The sequence below is a fragment of the Pseudomonas syringae genome (assembly GCF_002157375.1).
Taxonomy (GTDB): domain Bacteria; phylum Pseudomonadota; class Gammaproteobacteria; order Pseudomonadales; family Pseudomonadaceae; genus Aquipseudomonas; species Aquipseudomonas syringae_T.
Map to the genome: position 1 here is coordinate 120,392 of NZ_MTSA01000004.1, position 21,396 is coordinate 141,787.

General features: G+C 59.6%; 19 protein-coding genes. 10 read left to right on the plus strand and 9 right to left on the minus strand.

Annotated elements, in window-relative coordinates:
- Nucleotides 1-12 precede the first annotated feature (12 nt).
- The gene (locus BW686_RS05870) at nt 13-1,113 is read right to left on the minus strand and encodes an MBL fold metallo-hydrolase (RefSeq protein ID WP_084915305.1); all 1,101 of its coding nucleotides are present in this window, start codon (nt 1,111-1,113) and stop codon (nt 13-15) included.
- 195 nt (nt 1,114-1,308) lie between these two features.
- Here BW686_RS05870 and BW686_RS05875 point away from each other — a divergent pair, with 195 nt between their 5' ends.
- Nucleotides 1,309-1,923, plus strand: coding sequence for a TetR/AcrR family transcriptional regulator (locus BW686_RS05875; RefSeq protein ID WP_084915307.1), 615 nt, complete (start codon nt 1,309-1,311; stop codon nt 1,921-1,923).
- Between the two features lie 18 nt (nt 1,924-1,941).
- Here BW686_RS05875 and fahA read toward each other — a convergent pair whose 3' ends face one another.
- Nucleotides 1,942-3,237 carry a fumarylacetoacetase gene (gene fahA, locus BW686_RS05880; RefSeq protein WP_084915309.1) on the minus strand — a complete coding sequence of 432 codons (1,296 nt, stop codon included), beginning with the start codon at nt 3,235-3,237 and terminating at the stop codon, nt 1,942-1,944.
- Entirely contained in the window at nt 3,237-4,541 is a 1,305-nt protein-coding gene (gene hmgA / locus BW686_RS05885) for a homogentisate 1,2-dioxygenase (protein WP_084915311.1), read from the minus strand. The genes fahA and hmgA overlap by 1 nt, the downstream gene beginning before the upstream one ends.
- A gap of 138 nt (nt 4,542-4,679) precedes the next feature.
- Here hmgA and BW686_RS05890 point away from each other — a divergent pair, with 138 nt between their 5' ends.
- Entirely contained in the window at nt 4,680-5,468 is a 789-nt protein-coding gene (locus BW686_RS05890; RefSeq protein WP_084915314.1) for an IclR family transcriptional regulator, read from the plus strand.
- A 62-nt stretch (nt 5,469-5,530) separates the two neighbouring features.
- Here the strand turns inward: BW686_RS05890 and hppD are convergent, their stop codons facing one another.
- Both hppD and maiA read right to left on the minus strand, forming a co-directional pair.
- Nucleotides 5,531-6,607, minus strand: coding sequence for a 4-hydroxyphenylpyruvate dioxygenase (gene hppD, locus BW686_RS05895; RefSeq protein ID WP_084915316.1), 1,077 nt, complete (start codon nt 6,605-6,607; stop codon nt 5,531-5,533).
- 142 nt (nt 6,608-6,749) lie between these two features.
- Nucleotides 6,750-7,385: a maleylacetoacetate isomerase gene (maiA, locus tag BW686_RS05900; protein ID WP_084915318.1), complete on the minus strand. Its 636-nt coding sequence runs from the start codon at nt 7,383-7,385 to the stop codon at nt 6,750-6,752.
- 159 nt (nt 7,386-7,544) lie between these two features.
- Here maiA and glcD point away from each other — a divergent pair, with 159 nt between their 5' ends.
- The 5 genes from glcD (at nt 7,545) to BW686_RS05925 (ending at nt 14,062) form a co-directional block, all read left to right on the plus strand.
- Entirely contained in the window at nt 7,545-9,044 is a 1,500-nt protein-coding gene (glcD, locus tag BW686_RS05905) for a glycolate oxidase subunit GlcD (RefSeq protein WP_084915319.1), read from the plus strand.
- A complete protein-coding gene (glcE, locus tag BW686_RS05910; protein WP_084915321.1) occupies nt 9,044-10,102 on the plus strand; it encodes a glycolate oxidase subunit GlcE in 1,059 nt (352 codons plus the stop codon). The genes glcD and glcE overlap by 1 nt, the downstream gene beginning before the upstream one ends.
- Nucleotides 10,103-10,105: 3 nt before the next feature.
- Entirely contained in the window at nt 10,106-11,338 is a 1,233-nt protein-coding gene (gene glcF / locus BW686_RS05915) for a glycolate oxidase subunit GlcF (protein WP_084915323.1), read from the plus strand.
- A gap of 35 nt (nt 11,339-11,373) precedes the next feature.
- Complete coding sequence (locus BW686_RS05920; RefSeq protein WP_084915325.1) at nt 11,374-11,781, plus strand: heme-binding protein; 408 nt, start codon at nt 11,374-11,376, stop codon at nt 11,779-11,781.
- A gap of 103 nt (nt 11,782-11,884) precedes the next feature.
- Complete coding sequence (locus BW686_RS05925; protein ID WP_084915327.1) at nt 11,885-14,062, plus strand: malate synthase G; 2,178 nt, start codon at nt 11,885-11,887, stop codon at nt 14,060-14,062.
- A gap of 82 nt (nt 14,063-14,144) precedes the next feature.
- Here BW686_RS05925 and BW686_RS05930 read toward each other — a convergent pair whose 3' ends face one another.
- Together BW686_RS05930 and BW686_RS05935 are read right to left on the minus strand one after the other, a co-directional pair.
- Nucleotides 14,145-15,074: a WD40 repeat domain-containing protein gene (locus tag BW686_RS05930; protein WP_179149188.1), complete on the minus strand. Its 930-nt coding sequence runs from the start codon at nt 15,072-15,074 to the stop codon at nt 14,145-14,147.
- Between the two features lie 392 nt (nt 15,075-15,466).
- Nucleotides 15,467-16,483, minus strand: a complete 1,017-nt coding sequence (locus tag BW686_RS05935) for a LacI family DNA-binding transcriptional regulator (protein WP_084915329.1) — start codon at nt 16,481-16,483, stop codon at nt 15,467-15,469.
- A gap of 282 nt (nt 16,484-16,765) precedes the next feature.
- On the opposite strand from BW686_RS05935, the gene BW686_RS05940 reads away from it, so the two are divergent.
- From BW686_RS05940 to csrA, 3 genes are all read left to right on the plus strand, one after another.
- Nucleotides 16,766-17,254 (plus strand): gluconokinase, encoded by a 489-nt coding sequence (locus BW686_RS05940; RefSeq protein WP_084915331.1) that lies wholly within the window; start codon nt 16,766-16,768, stop codon nt 17,252-17,254.
- Nucleotides 17,255-17,353: 99 nt separating this feature from the next.
- On the plus strand, nt 17,354-18,706 hold the full coding sequence (locus BW686_RS05945) for a GntP family permease (RefSeq protein WP_084915334.1): 1,353 nt from the start codon (nt 17,354-17,356) through the stop codon (nt 18,704-18,706).
- Nucleotides 18,707-19,239: 533 nt separating this feature from the next.
- The gene (gene csrA, locus BW686_RS05950; RefSeq protein ID WP_002554157.1) at nt 19,240-19,428 is read left to right on the plus strand and encodes a carbon storage regulator CsrA; all 189 of its coding nucleotides are present in this window, start codon (nt 19,240-19,242) and stop codon (nt 19,426-19,428) included.
- 670 nt (nt 19,429-20,098) lie between these two features.
- Here csrA and BW686_RS05955 read toward each other — a convergent pair.
- Together BW686_RS05955 and BW686_RS05960 are read right to left on the minus strand one after the other, a co-directional pair.
- Nucleotides 20,099-20,359, minus strand: coding sequence for a DUF1652 domain-containing protein (locus BW686_RS05955; protein WP_084915336.1), 261 nt, complete (start codon nt 20,357-20,359; stop codon nt 20,099-20,101).
- 497 nt (nt 20,360-20,856) lie between these two features.
- Complete coding sequence (locus BW686_RS05960; RefSeq protein ID WP_084915339.1) at nt 20,857-21,339, minus strand: GNAT family N-acetyltransferase; 483 nt, start codon at nt 21,337-21,339, stop codon at nt 20,857-20,859.
- Nucleotides 21,340-21,396: the final 57 nt, after the last annotated feature.

Genomic DNA, 21,396 nt, shown 5'->3' on the forward strand with positions numbered 1-21,396 from the left:
GCATGATGACGTTCAGGCATTTTGCCGAGGGCAGTGGCAAGACTTCCGGCCGCTCTCTTGCGTGGTCCGGTCAGACTCGGGCGAGACGACCTCATCGACACCCAGCCACCAGGTCGTGCCGCGACACGGAAATTGCACATAGAACGGCTGCCCCATCATCGGCGTGGTGATCGATACATTCTGTTCCCAGGCCAACGCCAGAATCCGGTCGAAAGGTTCATGCCAGGCGTGCATCGCCAGGTCGAACGTGCCGTTGTGGATCGGCAGTAACCAGCGACCGCGCAGGTCCAGATGTGCCTGCAAGGTCTGCTCGGGCTGCATGTGGACTTGCGGCCACTCGACGTTGTAGGCACCGGTCTCCATGAGCGTCAGATCGAACGGGCCGTACTGCTCGCCAATGGTCTTGAAACCGTCGAAATAGCCGGTGTCGCCACTGAAAAAGATCCGCTGATCACCGTCGATCATCACCCACGACGCCCACAAGGTGCGGTTACTGTCGAGCAGTGTGCGCCCCGAAAAATGCTGCGAAGGCGTGGCAACGAACTCGATACCGTCCACTTCGGTGGACTGCCACCAGTCGAGTTGGCGGACCTTGTGCGCAGGCACACCCCACTCGATCAGCGTATCGCCTACGCCAAGCGGTGCCAGAAAATGCTCGGTCTTGTTCGTCAGCGCCTTGATGGCGGCGCGGTCCAGGTGGTCGTAATGGTTGTGCGAGAGAATCACCCCGGTGATCGGCGGCAGCTCTTCCAGGCTGATCGGTGGCTGGTGGAAACGCTGCGGCCCCGCCCACTGCACGGGTGAGGCGCGCTCGGCAAACACCGGGTCGGTTATCCAGAAGCGGTTGCGCAGCTTGAGCAGAACGGTCGAATGCCCGAGGCGGTACACCGTGTTGTTCGGTGCGGCGAGCAATTGCTGTCGCGACAACGGCTGGACCGGAATGTCTCCTGCCGGACGTGTGTCTTTGGGCTTGTTGAACGTCTGGTCCCAGAAGATACCCAGCGTCCGGAAAAAACCGAGCGGCTTCACAGGCGCATGATTGCGATAGCGTCCTTCATGCCGAGACAGGACAGGCAGTGAAGAGAGATCCTTTTTAGGGTGGGTCGAGGCCATGATTTGCTGACTCCTGGGAACAGGTTGAGGCTCCAGCCGCGCATACTTTGTACGTGAATCCCGTTGCAGGATGTCCGATGAAAAATATGTAACAGTGTTTTACACTACACGGTGTAGTTTTAAGCTTGCATGATTCTGGGTGACAAGTAAACTGCCGAGTGTAATTTTCTCTAAACGCACGTTTGAAGCGAACCTATGACCGCACCCATGCGCCTTACCGATCAGAAACGCGAAGCCATCGTCCTGGCAGCCATTGCAGAGTTCGGCGACCGTGGGTTCGAGATCACCAGCATGGACCGTATTGCCGCACGCGCCGAGGTCTCCAAACGTACGGTCTACAACCACTTCCCCAGCAAGGAAGAACTGTTTGCCGAGATGCTTCAGCGTTTATGGAGCTGTGCCCCGCCGCAGTCGGAAGTGATCTATCACGCCGACACCGGCCTGCGCGATCAGTTGAGAGAGCTGCTGTGGGGCAAGATGCGCAACCTCACCAACAGTCATTTTGTCGATCTGGCGCGGGTCGTGGTCGGTGCGACCATTCACTCGCCAGAGCGGGCGCAAGTGTGGATGGCCCGTATCAATGAACGTGAAGAAACCTTCAGCGCCTGGATCCGTGCGGCGCAGAAGGATGATCGCCTGAAGCCCGTCGATCCGGGCTTTGCCGCCACACAGATGCATGCCCTGCTCAAGTCGTTCGCCTTCTGGCCGCAAGTGACGTTCAACGCGCCCTTGTTGACGCCCGAGGAGCAAAGCAACGTCGTCGAATCGGCGCTGAATATGTTTCTGGGCTGGTATGAAATACCCCGCTGACCCGCATCAAGCGTTCATTCAACCCCTTATGGTGCCTCGGCACTCGCCGAAGCCTATCGACACCTGCCCGTCCCGGTGACAGCGAGCACGCAGGATCACTTCGTCGCCACTCTGCAGAAACGTGCGTTGCTCGCCGCCTGGCAAGGTAATGACGTGTTTGCCACCTTCAGTGATCTCCAGCAGGCTGCCGAACTGGCCCGGCTCAGGGCCGGACAGCGTGCCGGTGCCGAGCAGGTCACCCGGTTGCAGCTTGCAGCCGTTGACACTGTGATGCGTCACCATCTGCGCGACGGTCCAGTACATGTTCAGCGAATTGCTCAAGCCCAGCCGATAAGGGGCCAGCCCCTGCGCTTTCATAGACTCGGTGAGCAGCAGCACTTCCAGTTCGATGTCCAGCGCACCGCGTTGCTGATCGCCCTGATCCAGCAAGTACGGCAACGGCTGCGGATCACCGTCGGGACGCGGCGGCTGGGGGCTGCGAAACGGTTCCAGAGCCTCGGCAGTCACCACCCAGGGAGAAATGCTGGTCGCAAAGCTCTTGGACAGAAACGGCCCCAGCGGCTGGTATTCCCACGCCTGTATATCGCGCGCCGACCAGTCATTGAGCAGGCAGAACCCGGCGATATGCTCGGCTGCGCGATCAATGCCGATGGCCTCCCCTTGCGCATTGCCGGGGCCGACCCACACGCCCAGTTCCAGTTCGTAATCCAGCCGCTTGCAGGGGCCGAATTCGGGTACCTGCCGACCTGCAGCGAGGGTCTGCCCGTCAGGCCGTTTGATCGACGTGCCGGATGTACACAGGGTAGACGCCCGTCCGTGATAGCCGATGGGCACATACTTGTAGTTGGGCAGCAACGGGTTGTCCGGACGAAACAGTTTGCCGACGTTCAGCGCGTGGTGAATGCCGACGAAGAAGTCGGTGTAGTCACCGACCCGCGCTGGCATGTGCAGGGTGCATTCACTGATGGGCAGCAGCACGTCCGATGCCGCCTGCAGGCTTGCCCGTTGCGGGCTGTCTTCATCCAGCAACTCCAGCAGCGCCGCACGCAGGGTACGACGTGAAGCCGCGCCCAGCGCAAAGAAATCGTTGAGCTGATCACGACTGGCGACCTCGGCAGCGTCGGCGGCCTGCCCCTGAAAAAAACCACCGTTGACCGCCGCACGCAGGTCGAGAATCAGATCACCAATCGCCACCCCGCCGCGCGGCTCGCAACCCCGGTGGCTGAACACGCCCAGCGGCAGATTCTGAAGTGGGAAGTCACTGTGGCCATTGGCCGAGGTGACCCAAGTGCGACGATGTAGAGAGCTGTTCATCAGCGCGGTTCCTTGTTGAAAGTTCTGGCCATACCGTTCCAGCAGGCGTCGTAGTCGGTCTGCAACTGCGGGCACTCAAGCGCGTGACGGCTGGGGCGCAATACCTTGCCGGTCTCGAACATGAAGGCCATCGTGTTTTCGATCTTGTGCGGTTTGAGCTCGGCAGCGATGGCTTTTTCTGCCGTGACGTTGTCCGGGCCGTGAGCGCTCATGCAGGTGTGCAGCGAAGCGCCGCCCGGCATGAAACCTTCGGCCTTGGCATCGTACGCACCGTCGATGAGGCCCATGAACTCGTTCATCAGGTTGCGGTGAAACCACGGCGGTCGAAAGGTGTTTTCAGCGACCATCCAGCGGGGCGGGAAAATCACGAAATCGATATTGGCCTGCCCGTGAACGGCGCCTGGCGAGGTCAGCACGGTGAAGATTGACGGGTCGGGATGATCGTAACTGACCGTACCCATCGTATTGAAACGCCGCAGATCGTATTTGTACGGCACATTGTTGCCGTGCCAGCCGACCACGTCGAACGGCGAATGCTCCAGAGGTGTCGCCCACAGTTCGCCGAGAAACTTCTGCACCAGTTGCAGTGGCGCGTCGTGTTCTTCAAACCAGGCCGTCGGGGTCAGGAAATCACGCGGGTTGGCCAGGCCGTTGCTGCCAATCGGCCCGAGTTCCGGCAACCGCAACGCGCAACCGTGATTCTCGCCAATGTAACCGCGTGCGCTGCCGTCGAGCAGCTGCACGCTGAATTTCAGGCCTCGCGGCAAGACGGCTATCTCCAGTGGCTCAATGTCGAGCCGGCCCAGTTCGGTGACGATTCTCAGTCGGCCCTCCTGCGGCACGATCAGCCATTCACCGTCGGCATTGAAAAACGCCCGTTGCATCGAGGTGTTGCTGGCATACACATAAACGCTGACGCCGTCAGCCTGATCCGCCGGCGAGGTGCTGGCCAGTGATATCAGGCCGTCAATGAAGTCCGTGGGTTCGGCAGGGATATCGAACGCATTCCAGCGCAATCGATTGGGATTGATCGGGCCTTGTTCATGGCCGACGATTTGCCGATCCATGCGTTGATAGCGCGGATGGGCTGCCGAGGGCTTGATCCGGTACATCCAGGTGCGACGGGCTTCGGCACGCCCGACGGTAAAAGCGGTTCCGGAGAACTGCTCGGCGTACAGGCCCAGTGGATGCCTTTGTGGCGAGTTCTGACCCATCGGCAACGCGCCGGGCAAGGCCTCGCTGCTGAATTGATTGCCAAAGCCCGACTGATAGACCAGTGGATCCGAGCGGGAAGAAATAGCCATCTGAACCTCTTGTTGTTATTCGGTCACACAGCGATTGGCGGAATGACGAATTCCGTAACCTGATTACGCTTAACGTAATTTGAGTTTGAAAGCCGGTCAAGCTATAAAGCTGCCTTCCCAGACCGGCGTAATGCTCCCATGACCCAAGAAACCGAAAGCCCGGCAAGCGGACGCCAGCAAAAGGTTCAGGCTGCCGAAGTCGGCCTGGGCGTGCTCAAGGCGCTGGCTGAATTATCGCCCTCCACATCGCTGTCGAAGCTGGCCGAGCACTTGGGCATGCCGCCCAGCAAGGTCCATCGTTATTTGCAGGCATTGATCGCCAGCGGTTTTGCCGAGCAGGATGCCGTCAACAATCATTACGGGCTGGGCCGCGAGGCGCTGCAGGTCGGGCTGGCGTCGCTGGGCACACTGGATGTGTTGAAGGTGTCGGCGCCCTGGCTGGCCAACCTGCGGGACGAGCTGAGCCAGACCTGCTTTCTGGCCGTGTGGGGCAACAAAGGCCCGACCGTGGTGTATGTGGAGCCGTCGATGGGAGCCGTGACGCTGGTGACGCAAATCGGCTCGGTGCTGCCGTTGCTCAGTTCGTCTACCGGCCTGGTGTTCGACAGCTTTCTGGGCCAGGGCGAAACGGCTCTGCTTCGCGAGCAGGAAACGCCTCATCTGGGTGCCGGGCAACGGCGCGAGATCGAACGCCACATTGAGCAGATCCGCCGCACCGGCGTGCATCAGATTCAGGGCATGTTGATGCCCGGCATCAACGCAGCCTCCTCCCCACTGTTCGCGATGGGCAACAAGCTGGTGGGCGTGATCACAGTGGTGGGACCAGGGTCGGTCTTGAACGATCAGGCGCAGAGCCTGGCGGTCAAGCGCCTTTTGCAGACCGCAACAGCGATCAGCGAGCGTATGGGGGGCAGGCTGCCGGGTTGAGGCGGACAGCCAGCGCCCGCTGCACAATCAGGATCGGACGCGGAGCCTTGGCACAAGAGGTATCAGTCCGGCGTCAGCACGCCGCGCTGGATCTGGTCGCGTTCGATGGATTCGAACAGGGCCTTGAAGTTGCCTTCGCCAAAGCCGTCGTCGCCCTTGCGCTGAATGAACTCGAAGAACACCGGCCCCATGAGGGTGGCGGAAAATATCTGCAACAGCAGCCGACGTTCGCCGCCTTCGGACGAGCCGTCCAGCAGAATGCCGCGTGACTTAAGTTCGGCCTCCGGCTCACCGTGATCGGGCAAGCGCCCCTGAAGCATCTCGTAGTACGTGTCTGGCGGCGCGGTCATGAAGCGCATGCCGGTGGCTTTCAGCGCGTCCCAGGTCTTGATCAGGTCATCGGTGAAGAACGCCACGTGCTGGATGCCTTCACCATTGAACTGCATCAAAAACTCTTCGATCTGCCCTGCGCCTTTCGACGACTCTTCGTTGAGCGGAATACGGATCATGCCATCCGGCGCAGTCATGGCCTTGGACGTCAGGCCGGTGTATTCGCCCTTGATGTCGAAATAGCGCAGTTCACGGAAGTTGAACAGTTTTTCATAGAAATTCGCCCAGTACGCCATGCGTCCGCGGTACACGTTATGGGTCAGGTGATCGATGAATTTAAGGCCCGCGCCGACCGGATGACGGTCCACGCCTTCGATGAAGTTGACATCGATGTCATAGATTGACGTCCCTTCGCCAAACCGGTCGATCAGGTACAGCGGCGCGCCACCGATGCCCTTGATGGCAGGCAGACGCAACTCCATGGGGCCGGTGGCAATGTCCAGTGGCTGCGCACCCAGTTCCAGCGCCCGGTTATAGGCTTGCTGGGCGTCCTTGACACGGAAGGCCATACCGCACACGGACGGACCATGCTCAGCCGCAAAGTACGACGCCAGGCTGTGCGGTTCGTTGTTGAGGATCAGGTTGATCGCGCCCTGGCGATACAGCGTCACGTCCTTGGAGCGATGAGTGGCGACCTTGGTGAACCCCATCATCTGAAACACGGGCTCAAGGCTGTTGGGGGTCGGTGACGCGAATTCGATGAATTCAAAACCCATCAGGCCCATCGGGTTTTCGTAGAGATCAGCCATGACTGGCTCCTTGCAGAAGAGTGAAGGTAGGTAGACGACGCAATCACTGTCCTGCGGGCGGGGCACAGGGAATCCCTCGCACGCTGCGAGCGAGGAAATCACCGAAAATCAGTTGCAGACCAAGAATCTTCATGAGGGCAGCCTACTCCGGCTTGTCCGATTGTGCATCAGGGTGTGCCTGTTGAAAGGCCGGATGCTGCATGGCCAGGCATTCGACTCGCTGGATACGCGAGTACGCATTCAGATCAACGGCGTACCGCCGTGCCGCATAGCATTGTGGCAGCAGATAGACGTCTGCCAGGCCAGGGCGCTCGCCAAAACAGAACCCCGTGTCGCCGATCAACGCTTCAACCGCCCGCAAGCCGCTGTCAATCCAGTGACCGATCCAGGTACGGAGGGCCGCTTCCTCGTGGCCCAGACTGCGTAATCGGTCGAGTACGGAAACATTATGCAGCGGATGGACATCACACCCTATAACGGCGGCAACAGCCCGCTGGCGAGCGCGCAAGACCAGTTCCTGTGGCAACAGCGCCGGTTGCGGATAGCGCTCTTCCAGATACTCGATGATGGCCGGTGACTGAGTGATGACAATGCCACCGTCAAGCCTGATTGCAGGCACCCTGCCCTGCGGATTGATAGCGTGGTAATCGGGGGGGTGCTGCTCGCTTTTCCCGGACGACAGATCGACCGGAATCGCGGTGTAATCCAGCCCTTTGAGCGCGAGCGCGATACGCACACGGTAACTGGAGGTCGATCGGTAATAAGTGAAAAGGTCCACGGAGGTTGCCTGCCTGACGCACGGGTGCTGTCTGTTGTTATTTTCGTAACCACATTACGTAATGCGTAAATTGCGCGATACGCCTTGTGCTGTCAACTCAAGCCTTGTGATGAATGAGCTACGATGGGCTAAACCGATAAAACAACGCTGGGTGGCTTGATGAACATTCTGTACGACGAACGTATCGACGGCGTGCTGCCTGCTGTCGACAAGCAACAACTGTTGCACGACCTGCGAAGCCGGATGCATGATCTGGATATCCTGTATCGGCCCGAAGAGCTGCGGCCCTACGAGTGCGACGGGTTGTCGGCGTACCGCGCCACGCCCATGCTGGTGGTGCTGCCGCGCCATGTCGACGACGTACAGATGCTGCTCCGGTTGTGCCATGAACGCCGGGTGCCCGTGGTCGCACGGGGCGCCGGCACCGGGCTTTCAGGCGGCGCGCTGCCCCTCGAAAAAGGCGTGTTGCTGGTGATGGCACGCTTCAATCAGATACTCGACATCAACCCTGCTGCCCGTCTGGCGCGCGTACAACCCGGCGTTCGCAACCTCGCGATTTCCCAGGCAGCAGCGCCTTACGGCCTGTATTACGCGCCTGACCCTTCCTCGCAGATCGCCTGCTCGATTGGCGGCAACGTGGCAGAAAACGCCGGCGGCGTGCATTGCCTCAAGTACGGGTTGACCGTGCATAACCTGCTCAAGGTCGACATGCTCACCGTTGAAGGCGAGCCCATGACGCTGGGCAGCGACACACTGGACTCGCCGGGTTTCGATTTGCTGGCGCTGTTCACCGGTTCCGAAGGCATGCTCGGGATCATCACCGAGGTCACGGTCAAGCTGCTGCCCAGGCCGCAGGTAGCTAAAGTGTTACTCGCCGCGTTCGACTCAGTGGAGAAAGCCGGGCGTGCGGTGGCCGATATCATCGCTGCGGGCATTATTCCCGGCGGGCTGGAAATGATGGACAACCTGGCGATCCGTGCCGCCGAGGATTTCATTCACGCAGGCTATCCGGTCGATGCCGAAGCCATCCTGCTGTGCGAGCTGGACGGGGTCGAAGCCGACGTGCAGGCCGATTGCGAGCACGTCCGCGAAGTGCTGGCGCGTGCCGGCGCGACCGAGGTGCGCCTGGCGCGAGACGAAGCCGAACGCGTGCGCTTCTGGGCCGGCCGAAAAAATGCCTTCCCCGCCGTGGGCCGCCTGTCGCCGGATTACTACTGCATGGACGGCACCATCCCGCGCCGCGCCTTGCCGGGCGTACTGCGCGGTATCAGCGAACTCTCCGGGCAATACGGCCTGCGTGTCGCCAACGTGTTTCACGCTGGCGACGGCAACATGCACCCGCTGATCCTGTTCGACGCCAACCAGCCGGGCGAGCTGGAACGGGCCGAAGCCCTGGGCGGCAAAATTCTGGAGCTGTGTGTGGCCGTCGGCGGCAGCATCACTGGAGAACACGGCGTCGGACGCGAAAAAATCAATCAGATGTGCGCGCAGTTCAACAGCGACGAATTGACCTTTTTTCACGCCATCAAGGCCGCGTTCGACGAGCACGGCATGCTCAATCCCGGCAAGAATATCCCGACCCTGCAACGCTGTGCGGAGTTCGGTGCCATGCACATCCATGCCGGGCAATTGCCTTTCCCTGAACTGGAGCGTTTCTGATGAGTACGGCAGACAAGGACGCCAGCACGGCGCTGCTCGAACAGGTCAATCAGGCGCTGAGTACCGGCACACCGCTGCGCATTCAAGGCAGCAACAGCAAGGCGTTTCTCGGCCGCCCGGTGGCAGGCGACGTTCTCGACACCCGCGAACACCGAGGCATCGTCAGCTATGACCCTACAGAGCTGGTCATCACCGCCCGTGCCGGTACGCCACTGAGCGAACTGCTGCAGGCGCTGGATGACGCCGGGCAAATGCTGCCGTGCGAGCCTCCGGCCTTGGGTGACGCGACCCTTGGCGGCATGGTGGCGGCCGGGCTGTCCGGGCCGCGCCGACCGTGGAGCGGCTCGGTGCGCGATTTCGTGCTGGGAACCCGACTGATCACCGGGCTGGGCAAACACCTGCGCTTCGGCGGAGAGGTCATGAAAAACGTCGCCGGTTATGACGTCTCGCGCCTGATGACAGGCAGTTTCGGCTGCCTCGGGGTGCTGACCGAAGTGTCGCTGAAAGTGCTGCCCAAACCCCGGTTGTGCCGCAGTATCGCGCTGGAAATGGACAGCGCCCGTGCCCTCGCCTGCCTCGCCGACTGGGGCCAGCAACCCATGCCGATCAGCGCCGCCAGCCATGATGGTCAGGTGCTGCGTTTACGCCTTGAAGGCGGCGAAGGCTCGGTGAAAGCAGCCCATGAGAGGCTCGGCGGCGAAGCAATGGACCCCGCTTACTGGCAGCAATTGAATGAACAGCGCCTGCCTTTTTTTCAGCAAACCTCGCTGTTGTGGCGGCTCTGCGTACCTGCCGATACCGGCGTGCTGCGCCTGCCGGGCGAGCAGTTGATCGACTGGGGCGGCGCACAGCGCTGGCTGAAGTCGGACGCTGACTGCGAAACCATTCGAACCCTGACAACCGGTGTCGGCGGGCATGCGACCTGTTACAGCCCGGGCCATGTCGACAGTCCTTTTCAGCCCTTGGCCGCGCCCCTGCTGCGCTACCACCAGGCCCTCAAGACCCGGCTCGACCCGCAGGGTATTTTCAACCCTGGACGACTGTACGCGGAGCTTTGAAGCATGCAGACCACACTGAGTGACCACGCCAGAACGCAGCCCCGCGCCGAAGAGGCCGAACGCATCCTGCGCAGTTGTGTGCATTGCGGTTTCTGCAATGCCACCTGTCCGACCTATCAGTTGCTGGGGGATGAGCTGGACGGTCCGCGCGGCAGGATTTACCTGATCAAGCAGGTGCTGGAAGGCCATGACGTCACCGAAAAAACCCAACTGCACCTGGACCGTTGCCTGAGCTGTCGCAACTGTGAAACCACGTGCCCGTCAGGCGTGGATTATCACAACCTGCTGGATATCGGGCGCGCGGCGGTGGATGCCGTCGTGCCACGGCCACTGGGCCAGCGATGGCTGCGCGAAGGCCTGCGCCGCGTCGTGCCGAACGCCGGACTGTTCAAGGTGTTGACGGGCCTGGGCAATACCTTTCGACCGCTGCTGCCAACCCCTTTGAAAAGCAAGTTGCCGGCCACGATACAGGCTCCGGGGTTGCGTCCGGCGCCGCACCATGCGCGGCGGATGCTGCTGCTTGAAGGCTGCGTACAGCCGGGGTTGTCACCCAATACAAACGCAGCCACTGCGCGGGTGCTGGATCGTCTGGGCATCAGCGCCGCTGCGGTCGACAAGGCCGGATGTTGCGGTGCAGTGGATTACCACTTGAATGCACAGGATGCGGGCCTCGACCGGGCGCGGCGTAATATCGACGCCTGGTGGCCAGCCCTCGAAGACGGTGCTGAAACCCTCATTCAGACAGCCAGCGGCTGCGGTGCCTTCGTCAAGGATTATGGCCAACTGTTGCGCGACGATCCGCTCTACGCCGACAAGGCGGCGCTGATCAGCGCCCGCACCCGGGACCTGGTCGAAGTCCTGCGCGATGAGCCGCTGGAAAGCCTTGGCGTCAGGACCGACACCCGGCTGGCGTTTCATTGCCCGTGTACCTTGCAGCACGCGCAAAAACTCGGTGGCGAGGTGGAGCGTGTCCTGACCCGACTCGGGTTCGACCTGACCAGCGTGCCGGACGGCCACTTGTGCTGCGGCTCGGCGGGCACCTACTCGATCACTCAGCCGGTGCTGGCCCGCCAGTTACGCGACAACCGCATGAAGGCGCTGGAAAGCGGCAGGCCACAAGTCATCGCAACCGCCAATATAGGCTGCCAGACCCATCTGGCAAGCGCCCACCGGACACCGGTGCGTCACTGGATCGAACTGATTGACGAGGCGCTTGGCACTCCTGAATCGCGCTGAACTCCTATTGAATAACCATTGCCCTGGAGACACCCATGAAAATCAAAGCCGTCCTCACCCAGACCGAAGTCAGCCTGATGCTCGGTGCCGCCCGCGACGAAGCTCAGGCCAATGGCTGGGCGGTGGCCATCGCTGTCGTGGATGACGGCGGTCATCTGCTGGCGTTCGAGCGACTGGACGACGCCTCGCCGATCAGCAGTTACATCTCGATTGAAAAGGCCCGCACCTCGGCGCTCGGCAAGCGTGAATCCAAAGGCTATGAAGACATGGTCAACGGCGGCCGCACCGCGTTTCTCAGTGCTCCGCTGCTGACCTCGCTGGAAGGTGGAGTGCCGGTTATCGTAGACGGCCAGGTGACCGGCGCAGTGGGCGTGTCCGGTGTCAAAGCCGAACAGGACGCACAGGTTGCCAAGGCAGGTATCGCGGCACTGAACGCAGACTGACGCGCGTCTTTTCCTTGCTGAAAACCTTGCGTGGGACCGAGCCTGCTCACCAAGACCGCCTGCCAGACGATTCATGGCGCACCCCCTGAATGGAGCCAACCCGATGACCGATTTCGTCAAATGCCACCGCCTCAGAGTGGCCGTCAACCTGCAGCGTTTTGTCGATGAAGAAGTGCTGCCCGGCACCGGCCTGGAGCCGGACGCATTCTGGAAAGGCTTTGACGCACTGGTTCACGACCTTGCCCCGCTCAACCGTGACCTGCTCGCCGAACGCGAACGCTTGCAGGCCGAACTGGACAAATGGCACAAAGCGCACCCCGGCCCGATCAGCGACATGCCTGCCTATCAGGGTTTTCTGCGTTCCATCGGCTACCTTCAGCCGGTGCCGGAACAGGTCACGGCCAGTACCGCCAATGTCGACCTGGAAATCAGCGAACAGGCCGGTCCGCAACTGGTGGTGCCTGCCAGCAATGCGCGCTACGCACTGAATGCCGCCAATGCCCGCTGGGGTTCTTTGTACGACGCCCTGTACGGCACCGATGTGATCTCTACCGCCAACGGCGCTGAAATCCGGGCCGGTTACAACCCGTTGCGTGGCGCCAAAGTGATTGCGTTCGCCCGCGACCTGCTCGACACCAGCGCCCCTCTGGCCAATGGCAGTCACCGCGATGCCCGGCGTTACTTCATCGAAGACGGCGAACTGTGCATCACTTTGGCTGATGGCGCTCACGCCGCCTTGCAACAACCGGAAAAGTACGTCGGTTTCAAGGGCCAGCCAGATCAACCGCAAGCGATTCTGCTCAAGCATCACGGCCTGCATATCGAAATCCAGTTCGACCCGCAGCATCCGGTTGGCAGCACCGATGCCGCCGGCATCAAGGACCTGCTGCTGGAGTCGGCACTGTCGACCATCATCGACTGCGAAGACTCGGTCGCCGCCGTGGACGCGGATGACAAGGTGACGGTCTACCGCAACTGGCTGGGCCTGATGAAAGGCGACCTCACTGAAACGCTGGACAAAGGCGGCAAGGCAATCACCCGCCGCCTGAACCCTGATCGCACCTACACGGCGGCCAACGGAGGCGAACTCACGCTGCGCGGGCGCTCGCTGATGTTCATTCGCAATGTCGGCCACCTGATGTGCAACCCGGCGATTGTCGATGCGGACGACAACGAGATTCCCGAAGGCATTCTCGACGGTGTGATCACCAGCCTGATCGGCCTGCATGACCTGCATCGTCGTGGCAACTCCAGGGCCGGCAGCATTTACATCGTCAAACCGAAAATGCACGGTGCCGCCGAAGTGGCGTTTGCCGATCAGCTGTTCAGCCGTATCGAAGACGTGCTGAAGCTGCCGCGCAACACCCTGAAAATGGGCATCATGGACGAAGAGCGACGCACCAGCGTCAACCTCAAGGCGTGCATCGACGCAGCGTCGGAACGGGTTGCCTTCATCAACACCGGTTTTCTCGACCGGACCGGCGATGAGATTCACAGCGCCATGCGTGCCGGACCGGTGCTGCGCAAGGGCGAGATGAAAAATACCCCGTGGATCAAGGCCTACGAGCGCAACAACGTGCTGGTCGGCCTGGCGTGCGGCCTGCGGGGCCGGGCGCAGATCGGCAAGGGCATGTGGGCAATGCCGGATCGCATGGCCGACATGCTGGAGCAGAAAATCATTCACCCCAAAGCCGGCGCGACAACCGCCTGGGTGCCCTCGCCGACTGCCGCCACCCTGCATGCGTTGCATTACCATCAGGTCGACGTAAGGCAGATTCAGGAACAGCTCGAACAGCAGACGCGGACCGACGTCATTGACCCATTGCTCGACGACCTGCTGACCATCCCGGTGGTGAGCAAACCGGAGTGGACACGGGAGCAGATTCTCGAAGAGCTGGAAAACAATGCCCAAGGCCTGCTGGGCTACGTCGTACGCTGGGTCGAGCAAGGCATCGGTTGCTCCAAGGTGCCGGACATTCACAATGTCGGCCTGATGGAAGACCGCGCCACGCTGCGTATATCCAGTCAGCACATGGCCAACTGGCTACTGCATGACATCGCAGACAAGGAAGACGTGCAAAACGTGCTGGAGCGAATGGCCAAAGTGGTCGACAAGCAGAACGCCGGGGACGCTCACTACCGGCCTATGGCCCGAGACTTCAAGAATTCCGCGGCTTTCAAGGCCGCCTGCGCCCTGGTGTTCAACGGTACGGAGCAGCCTTCCGGCTACACCGAGCCCTTGCTGCACGAGTCCAGGCTTGCGTTCAAGAAACAGGATTGACCCTGTTGCCCGCCCATGCTCCGGGACGGGGCATGGGCGCCCTGTCGCCGGCAAAAAAACAGGTTTCAACCCACGGACAGCCTTACAGCCTGTAAATCGAAATCCAGCTCATGTCCGGGTGCGTGGAGTAGATGTAGTTACCATTACGGTTCAACACCGCGCCGCCCACCGACGGGAAATAGGCAATGCAGGTGGCGATGCCTTTAACGGTGTCGATCCGATAGACGTCGTAATTGCAGGTGTAGATTGCATAGACGTATCGGTCATCCGGCGTCACGCCGATGACTTTCACCGGGTAGCCCTGGCTGCCGATCTTCTCCCTATAAAAGGTTTTGTTCGTCGCAGCATCGACGATATAGACCTCATCGACCCCGCCCACATACAGCCACGCGCCGTCGGCACTGAACGCCATTGATCGCGGGTCATAGAAACCGGGAATCTCATGCTGCAGGTAATCGACCTTGCTGATCGCCAGAACATCAGTGGGCGCAGTCCGATCCACCAGCATCGTGGCGTAGAAACGGTCATTCAAAGGGCTGATTCCCAACGCCAGCGACGCATTGGTCAGGGCGCCCAGATCGAATTCGTTTTCGACGGTGTAGTTTTCAGTCTCGATCAGACGGATCAGCCCACCCAATGCGTCCTGAAAGGAAAGACAGATAAACCGGCCATCCGGGCTGCACAGCACCCGGTTCACGTTGGCCGCCGGCAGTATCCGGATGACCTCGCGCAAGCGGGTATCGACCACGTAGCATTTTTTCTGGCCAATGGTGTAGAGCCGTTTGCCATCGGGACTCAGGGCAATGGCGCCTGCGCCGGCTCGTTTGATGCTGCCCACAATGCTTGCGCTCGCGATATCGACCACGCTGACTTCACGGCCACTCTCATGAGCGACATACAGGGTGGTTTCATCAGGGCTGATTGCGAGTTCTGCGGGTACAAACCCCAAGGGAATGATGCCGGTCAACCAGGCGATGTCCAGTGGCTCTCCTGAACTGACCGGTTCTATCATGTGAGTCAAAGTTCTTACATGTTGAGATGCCTTTTTTTGCATTTCCATCACCAGTCAATGGGCCTTGTAAGACCGCCAGAACGGGGAATAGATAAGAAGATATATCCCCGTCATCCAACGATGCGGCCAAGACACCGATGCCGCTCCGATCCAGAACATAGGGTCATTGAATACTCAACACGAGGGGATGGGTACTGTCAGAAATGACAGTCGAAAGCCGTCAGAACCGTCCAGATGAGGGTCACAAAAGCGTCGCAGGACAGCGCGGTCGGGCAGTCCAGCCCGGCTGCCGGAAGCGCTCGCGACAGGGCGACCACTGGTCAGGGAAAACACCTGGCAGAACGGCAGTTGCGGAGGGGGAAAGAAGCTCGACCTCGCGTTGGCGAAGCGACTCAGGAGCTTTCCCGCACCACCAGCTCGAACCCCAGATCCACCTGCGGGGCCTGTGTGATGCCATCGAGCAGGCCGAGCAGCAACTGAGCGGCGCGCTGCCCGACTTCCTGCCTGGGCGTGCGTATCGAGGTCAGGCGGGGAACCATATGAGCCGAACCGGGCAGGTCATTGAAACCCACCAGGGCGACCTGATCGGGGATCGCCACACCCAGACGCAAGGCCTCCAGCGCAGCGCCCTGAGCCAGGTCGTCATTACAGAAGAACACCCCGTCGACATCGGGATGCTCGTCGAGCAAACGGGCAAACAGCTCACCGCCCAGACCGATCGAAGACGACTGGCGCGTCGAGACCTGCAGATCGGGATCGAATAAGCCGGCCCCTTCCAGTACCTGACGAAACCCTGCGCCACGCTGCAACACGCGAGGGTCGAGCTGGGCCGCCATGTAAGCCAGCCGACGGCGACCACGCCCCAACAGATGGCGCGCGGCCTCGGCACCGGCCTGCTGCTGGGAGAAGCCGACGCAATAAGCACCGCGTCGGGTGTCCAGCTCCATCATATGGACACAGGGCACACCACTGGTTTCCAGCATCTGACGCGAAGCGGGCGTGTGGTCGAAGCCGGTCAGCAGAACCCCTCTTGGCCGATTGACCAGATGGTTGCGCAGCAGCGTTTCCTCTTCCTCGGGCGAGTAGTGATAGTTGCCGATCACCACATCCAGACCGCGAATACGCAGCACGTTCTGAATGGCTTCCAGTGTTTCGATGAATAACTGATTGGACAGCGACGGCACCAGCACCACCACGGTCTGACTGCAGGATGAAGCCAGCGCCCTCGCGGCCGAATTGGCCACGTAACCCAGGCTTTGCGCGGCCGCCCGTACTTTTTCGACCAGCTCCGGCGCCACCGTGGAAACGCCACGCAGCGCACGGGATGCGGTAATCGGCGAAACGGCAGCCAGCCGCGCCACCTCATCAAGGGTCGGGCGACCGGTAGAGCGGGAACCAATGCGGGTCATGCGTTGCCAACTAACATAGGGGTTGCCAAATGTGTCGAATGCCCCATAAGGTAGCGCTGTCTCATGGAACGTGACAATGCTTTATCGCTGGTTTCACATTGGTCACCCTGCCTGGGTCGCCGCGGAGAACAGCCTCCGATGATTGATGATGAACCCAAAACAACGACAAGAACTGGAACAGCCCGGGCTGATGCATGCGTCCATCGGACAAAGACAGCGCTGTCTCCAGACGAGGTGCCTACTGTGACAACTGCGAACACTGCTATTTCCGCCCTTGTAGTGATGGGTGTATCGGGCTGCGGCAAAAGTGCCGTCGGTGCCGAGATTGCCTTGAACAGCGGCGGTCGCCTGATCGAAGGCGATGCGTTCCACCCTCAGGCAAACATCGACAAGATGAGCGCCGGAACCCCCCTCAACGATGAAGACCGTGCGGGCTGGCTGAGTCGCCTCGGTGAAGAAATGGCCACGGCCCTCGCCAACGGTGAACACCCCGTCCTGACCTGCTCGGCCCTCAAGCGCGCTTATCGCGAAAGCCTGCGTGATGCGGTTCCCGGCTTGGGATTCGTCTTTCTGGAACTGACCAAAGAACTCGCGGCCGAACGCTGCTCGCATCGGCCCGGCCATTTCATGCCCGCTAGCCTGGTCGACAGCCAGTTCGCCACACTCGAATCTCCTGCGGGCGAGCCGCTGACGCTGGTGGTCGATGCAACCCAGCCTATCGATGTGATTGGCAGGCAAGCCGCGGCATGGTGGAAAGACTCTCACGCCTGATAAAGGCGTGAGTCCCAAAGACAGCGCTGTCTTGAGCACACACGATAGAACGACGGCGCTCTTTGCAGTTGCCTAAAATAATAACCGGAGAGACACCCCATGTTCGGTATGACCCATGAGACGTTCTTGCTCGTCGATGCGTTAGTCACCATCGTCGGCCTTGTGCTGTTGATTACCACCTTCAAGGTACACCCCTTCGTCGCGCTGACCCTGGCGGCAGGCTTTCTTGGCCTGACCTCAGGAATGCCGGTGGAAAAAGTCATGAAATCATTCCAGGACGGCTTCGGCGGCGTACTGGGGTTTGTCGGCATCATCCTCGGTTTGGGCACCATGCTCGGCAAACTGATGGCCGACTCGGGCGGCGCGGATCAGATCGCGCAGACACTGATTCGCACCTTCGGCAAACAGAAAGTGCATTGGGCAATGATGTTTTCTGCCTTTCTGGTGGGCATTCCATTGTTCTTCGAGATCGGTTTCGTTCTGCTGATCCCGCTGGTGTTCATCGTTGCACGTCGCACCGGCGTGTCCATTGTCAAGATCGGCATTCCGCTGCTCGCCGGCCTTTCAGCGGTACACGGTCTGGTTCCACCGCACCCGGGCCCGCTGCTGGCCATCGGCATTTTCGGGGCTGACATCGGCAAGACCATTTTTTACGGGCTGATCGTGGCGTTGCCTACGGCAATCATCGCCGGCCCGATCTACGGCAACTGGATCTCCAAACGCATCCCCGGCACCCCTTCTCAGGAATTGATGGACCAGATCGCCAAGGAATCGAGCACCGATAACCTGCCGGGCTTCGGCATTACGCTGATCACGATCCTGTTGCCCGTGTTTCTGATGCTGCTCAAGACCTTCGCTGACGTGGTGTTGCCGGAAAACAACATGTTCCGCATCTGGATGGACCTGATCGGTCACCCGATCACAGCCCTGCTTGCCGCGCTGTTGCTGGCGTTCTACACCTTCGGTGCTGCGCGCGGCTTTGATCGCACGAAAATCATGAAGTTACTGGACCAGAGCCTGGCGCCGGTAGCCGCAATCGTTTTGATCGTGGGTGCAGGCGGTGGCTTCAAGCAGATGCTGGTCGCCAGCGGCGTGGGTGACGTGATCGGGCACATGGCCGTGCAGGCACAGATCAACCCGATCATGCTGGCCTGGCTGGTAGCGGCCGTGATCCGCATCGCAACCGGTTCGGCGACTGTCGCGACCATCACCGGTGCCGGCATTGTTGCGCCGGTGGTGGGCCTGATTCCGGGCGTCAATCGCGAGTTGCTGGTGTTGGCCACTGGCGCCGGCTCGTTGATCCTGTCGCACGTGAACGATGCCGGTTTCTGGCTGGTGAAGCAGTACTTCAACATGACCGTTGCCGAGACCTTCAAAACCTGGACGGTGATGGAGACCATTCTCTCGGTGGTTGGCCTGATATTCATCATGTTGCTGTCAATGGCGGTTTAACGCCTGCGATACCGTCGGCCTTCGCGGGCAGCCAGACCCGCGAAGGCCAATGGCTGCCCCTCCTGTCTCGATGTAGCTCCCGCACAAACCCACCGTGTAAACACAGCCCACGGCTAGAAGTGCCCCTCGTAATCAGCTCCTTCCTACACCGCAGCACACCACTTTCATTTGAATTTTCAGAAAGCTCGGGCAATCTTTCCCAGTCACGCCTACGCTTACACTCATCTGAAGGCGGGCTTGCCTGGTATCGACGGGCGAGGCTGTGGCGACCTTGATGCGTGCCGCTATCACGTTACTTTTTACGTTACGCCAGTAAATACGGGCATTTTCACGTCAAAACGGGCAGAATTGGCGCACTCGTCGTATCGAGGATGCAAATCTCGATGACAAGAAAATGAACCGAGGGAATTAAATTCACCACTGCGACGTCATAAGACGGATGCATTTGGATGCACTCGGCAACAATTACCACGCAAAGGCAAACGCCAGCCTCTTGAGAGAGGCGTTTTCAAGAGGCCATCAAGGAAAAGATTATGTTGATACTCACTCGCAAAGTAGGCGAAAGCATAAACATCGGTGACGAGATCACCGTCACGATTCTTGGCGTTCAAGGGCTTCAGGTCCGGCTGGGCATCAATGCACCTAAAAATGTTTCAGTGCATCGTGAAGAAATCTACAAACGTATCCAGGCAGAACTGGCTCCCAATCAGGACCCACAATAATCGTCGACGCTCCCCCTATTCGATGCTGACCTGCTGACTGTTGGCAGACCAGCCATACGGCGCCTTTGGGCGCCGTTTTTTATGCCTGCTTTGCACCCCTTTCCACAGCCCTTCATCTGATCAGCCGGAACTGTCAACCGCGCCTCACCGCGTCGGCACTCATACGCCAGGCCAGGCCCCTACCGTTGCTTCGGCCATTAAACGCAATAAGAAAAGCCTGTCGGGCGGCGGCGACAATGACAGCACCCGTGTCTGCATCATGCACGGCAATCGACCTTACAACGGCACCGTTATGAAGTTCAGGTTTTTTCAACTTTAAACGATCAATGTCACGCGTTGATCTTCCCATCAAAAGTTCGTATTAAAAAGCGCGCAATTGCCAAGAGTAAAAGAGTGACAATACGTGTCAGAAAAAGTGACGAGACACCCGAAAAGTATAACGCTCAGGTGCGTCAAATCAGGCGCACACACAACCATCACCGCTGACCTTCACGCCACAAGCTAATGATTTTAATGATGTTGACTTCTCATGCCGCGCGGCACCGGATGATGAGAAGAGTATGCCGCCGCCAACCCGGAACATTCGGGCGACCCAATGAAAAGGCCCCGATCAATAATGAACAGGGCCTCTCGAGCTACCGGGGAAGCAGCATCATGGCACGATCAGGGCTCAGGCCGCGCTGTGCTGCGCTTGTGGCGCTGTGGCGGTTGCCCACCCGGCGCGCAGTTTCGCCACCAGACCTGATATGTCACGGCTGGTTTTTATCCCGGCCATGGAAATATCTGTCTTGTGGAAGACACGCCCGGACGCCAGGTCGTTTATCTTCACCGTCATGTGACCATTGGCGATGGTGCAGGTGCAGCGCAACGGCAGAAACGCAACTTCAACGATATTCCTGAGTTCTAACTCAGACAATCCACTCGCGATCATCTCTTTATCTCCTTATGTGTGTAAGCATGACCCGACAGTGACAAAATTTCGGCAATTTTTATTATTGATAAACGTTTAAAAACGGCACGTGCCAGCCCGCCAATTATCCGTCGTCACTCACCTGATGCTTCATGTACTTATACGCTTCAAACAGCCCCACAATCAACGCCCTTACAAAAATATAAACAGTGCGTTTAATAACGTTATTGAAGGCCTTGCCTGAAAAAACGATTCACCGTAAAGGTTTTCAACGTAAAACCGCATGACGTGAATCAATCAATCAAAAAACGGCTTGATTCAAGGAAAGTAAAGACTGACGAACGGTCAGTGGCGGCAGGGGATTATCAGACGGTATAAGGGGGCGCAGGGCAGGATTGGCACATTAAAGACGACCGCGAAAGACGACCGCGCCGGACGAGTCTTTTCAAAAGAAGGCCGGAATAGGGAAACGCACGGGCCGATCAGGGTATCGGCCGTGCGGGCTCTCAATCGGGCGATTACAGCTCCGAGCCGGAAAGACGAAGGTGGATCAGCGCCACCCGAGCCCCCTGTTTATCGCGCTTCTCTTCGATGGCGTAAGGACGAAACCCCATGCGCGGGTAGAACAACAGCCCAGGGACATTGTGGTTGTAGCAGGAGGCGATCAATTCCTTGGCTTCATGCTTGTCGAATGCGATCCCCATCATGCTGGTGATCATGAAGCGCCCTACCCCTTTTGACCTCGCCTTCGGGGCGATGATGACGTTGCCCAGCGAGCAACGACCGCGAAATTCGCACTGGGAAAAGTTGGCGAAACCGACCACTTCACCGTCCATCTCGATGACGGTCGAGTCATGCCGGGTCGTCAACGCATCACTGAGTTCGGAAGGTGTCAGCGGGTAAGTGGCCCTGGGGAACATGTAAAACAGTTCGTCAGCGTTCTGCGGCAGTTCGCAGATAATCGGGATATCTTTTTCTTCCAAGGGACGGTGGAGGAACATTAGGCGGTAACCTCTTGAAGAAATTGAAGAAAGCGCGATTGACGCAATGTGTACATC

Excerpts from the sequence above, each read along its gene's own strand:
- BW686_RS05960 (WP_084915339.1), bottom strand. The coding sequence starts at position 21,339 with ATGTTCCTCCACCGTCCCTTGGAAGAAAAAGATATCCCGATTATCTGC.
- BW686_RS05920 (WP_084915325.1), top strand. The coding sequence starts at position 11,374 with ATGAAAATCAAAGCCGTCCTCACCCAGACCGAAGTCAGCCTGATGCTC.
- hppD (WP_084915316.1), bottom strand. The coding sequence starts at position 6,607 with ATGGCTGATCTCTACGAAAACCCGATGGGCCTGATGGGTTTTGAATTC.
- hmgA (WP_084915311.1), bottom strand. The coding sequence starts at position 4,541 with ATGGCTATTTCTTCCCGCTCGGATCCACTGGTCTATCAGTCGGGCTTT.
- BW686_RS05890 (WP_084915314.1), top strand. The coding sequence starts at position 4,680 with ATGACCCAAGAAACCGAAAGCCCGGCAAGCGGACGCCAGCAAAAGGTT.
- glcE (WP_084915321.1), top strand. The coding sequence starts at position 9,044 with ATGAGTACGGCAGACAAGGACGCCAGCACGGCGCTGCTCGAACAGGTC.
- BW686_RS05875 (WP_084915307.1), top strand. The coding sequence starts at position 1,309 with ATGACCGCACCCATGCGCCTTACCGATCAGAAACGCGAAGCCATCGTC.
- BW686_RS05925 (WP_084915327.1), top strand. The coding sequence starts at position 11,885 with ATGACCGATTTCGTCAAATGCCACCGCCTCAGAGTGGCCGTCAACCTG.
- glcD (WP_084915319.1), top strand. The coding sequence starts at position 7,545 with ATGAACATTCTGTACGACGAACGTATCGACGGCGTGCTGCCTGCTGTC.
- fahA (WP_084915309.1), bottom strand. The coding sequence starts at position 3,237 with ATGAACAGCTCTCTACATCGTCGCACTTGGGTCACCTCGGCCAATGGC.
- BW686_RS05935 (WP_084915329.1), bottom strand. The coding sequence starts at position 16,483 with ATGACCCGCATTGGTTCCCGCTCTACCGGTCGCCCGACCCTTGATGAG.
- BW686_RS05945 (WP_084915334.1), top strand. The coding sequence starts at position 17,354 with ATGTTCGGTATGACCCATGAGACGTTCTTGCTCGTCGATGCGTTAGTC.
- BW686_RS05870 (WP_084915305.1), bottom strand. The coding sequence starts at position 1,113 with ATGGCCTCGACCCACCCTAAAAAGGATCTCTCTTCACTGCCTGTCCTG.
- BW686_RS05940 (WP_084915331.1), top strand. The coding sequence starts at position 16,766 with ATGGGTGTATCGGGCTGCGGCAAAAGTGCCGTCGGTGCCGAGATTGCC.
- glcF (WP_084915323.1), top strand. The coding sequence starts at position 10,106 with ATGCAGACCACACTGAGTGACCACGCCAGAACGCAGCCCCGCGCCGAA.
- BW686_RS05930 (WP_179149188.1), bottom strand. The coding sequence starts at position 15,074 with ATGATAGAACCGGTCAGTTCAGGAGAGCCACTGGACATCGCCTGGTTG.
- BW686_RS05955 (WP_084915336.1), bottom strand. The coding sequence starts at position 20,359 with ATGATCGCGAGTGGATTGTCTGAGTTAGAACTCAGGAATATCGTTGAA.
- csrA (WP_002554157.1), top strand. The coding sequence starts at position 19,240 with ATGTTGATACTCACTCGCAAAGTAGGCGAAAGCATAAACATCGGTGAC.